At 49.4% G+C, this 1314-nt stretch carries 2 protein-coding genes; both read left to right on the forward strand.

Annotated elements, in window-relative coordinates; translation table 11 throughout:
- Positions 1–477 (forward strand): S8 family serine peptidase (locus tag QUA70_RS28440; RefSeq protein WP_333351112.1); only part of this gene is annotated, 477 nt, incomplete at its 5' end.
- 148 nt (positions 478–625) lie between these two features.
- Positions 626–1261 (forward strand): tetratricopeptide repeat protein, encoded by a 636-nt coding sequence (locus QUA70_RS28445; protein WP_333351114.1) that lies wholly within the window; start codon positions 626–628, stop codon positions 1259–1261.
- The last annotated feature ends 53 nt before the right edge of the window (positions 1262–1314 follow it).

Raw genomic sequence — 1314 nt, forward strand, 5'->3', positions numbered from 1 at the left:
ATCGTTTGGGAGTTTATTGTTGCCGAATCTATCTTGCTTTACCTCTGCTTAAATATCTGCGGAATGCGGGGTGTAAATCCTGCAAGATTAGAAGACTTTTCTTCGGCTGGCGGCACTCCGATTCTGTTTGACGAGAGGGGTAATCGTTTACCCAAACCTGAGTTTCGCCCGCAGCCGAAGTTCGTCGGGCCTGACAACACCAATACGACGTTCTTTGGCACAGACATTCCTCAAGATGCTGACGGTTTCCCCAACTTTCTGGGCACATCGGCAGCGGCTCCTCATGTAGCGGCAGTTGCGGCTTTGATGCTGCAAGCAAATCCCCGCTTAAGTCCTGCGGAAATTAATCGAGCACTAGAGCAGACAGCTCTGGAGATGGACGATCCAAACACGCCCGGTTTTGATGTTGGATTTGACTATGCTAGTGGATCTGGTTTGATTCAAGCCGATCGGGCGATCGCTAAAATAGTCATCTAATTCAGATTAGAGTCCCCATCCCTGCCGCGAGATTGGGGAGACAGAGTAAGCTTCTATGAAAGTCGATCGCCTGTGGCAGATTGAGGCGATCGCACGACGGCAGAAAGAGCGATCGGGCTAATTCTCTAAATTCCAACTCTAGAATCCTATGCTGTATTCCCCATTTAAGCGACTCAAATCGACCCACTCTAGGCTCACTAATGTTTTCCTAGCTTCCATTTCCCTGTTTCTGCTTGCTACTATCCCGCTATTAACTACTCCTGACTCTCTCTTCCCAGTGATCGCTCAAACTACGGATGCTCGTCAAGCAGAGGGCGAGCGGCTGTTGCAGCAGGGGCTTCAACAATATCGGACTGGCCAATTAACAGCAGCGCTGAATTCCTGGCAACAGGCACTGGAAATTTATCGAGCCCTCAAAAACCGTTACGGGGAAAATAGGGCAATGAGCCTTTTGGGAATGGCTTACAGCTATCAGGGCAACTATGCCAAAGCCATTGATTATGGGCAGCATAGTTTAGCGATAGCCCGCGAAATTAAAGACCGCCAATTGGAAGGTGCAGCACTGGGCGGTTTGGGAGCCGCTTACCTCTCTCTGAGCAACTATGCCAAAGCCATTGAGTATACAAAGCAGAGTTTAGCGATCGCCCGCGAAATTAAATACCGCCTAGGGGAAGGTGCTGCACTGGGCATTTTGGGAATGGCTTACCTCTCTCTGAGCAACTATGCCACAGCCATTGAGTATATTCAGCAGAGTTTAACGATCAATACTCCGGACAGTTTTTAAAGAGGGATGCGACGCCTACGGCAAGCAACGCTTACGCAATAAATCACAGAAGC

It is taken from the genome of Microcoleus sp. LAD1_D5 (genome assembly GCF_036702115.1).
Taxonomy (GTDB): domain Bacteria; phylum Cyanobacteriota; class Cyanobacteriia; order Cyanobacteriales; family Microcoleaceae; genus Microcoleus.

Excerpts from the sequence above, each read along its gene's own strand:
- QUA70_RS28445 (WP_333351114.1), top strand. The coding sequence starts at position 626 with ATGCTGTATTCCCCATTTAAGCGACTCAAATCGACCCACTCTAGGCTC.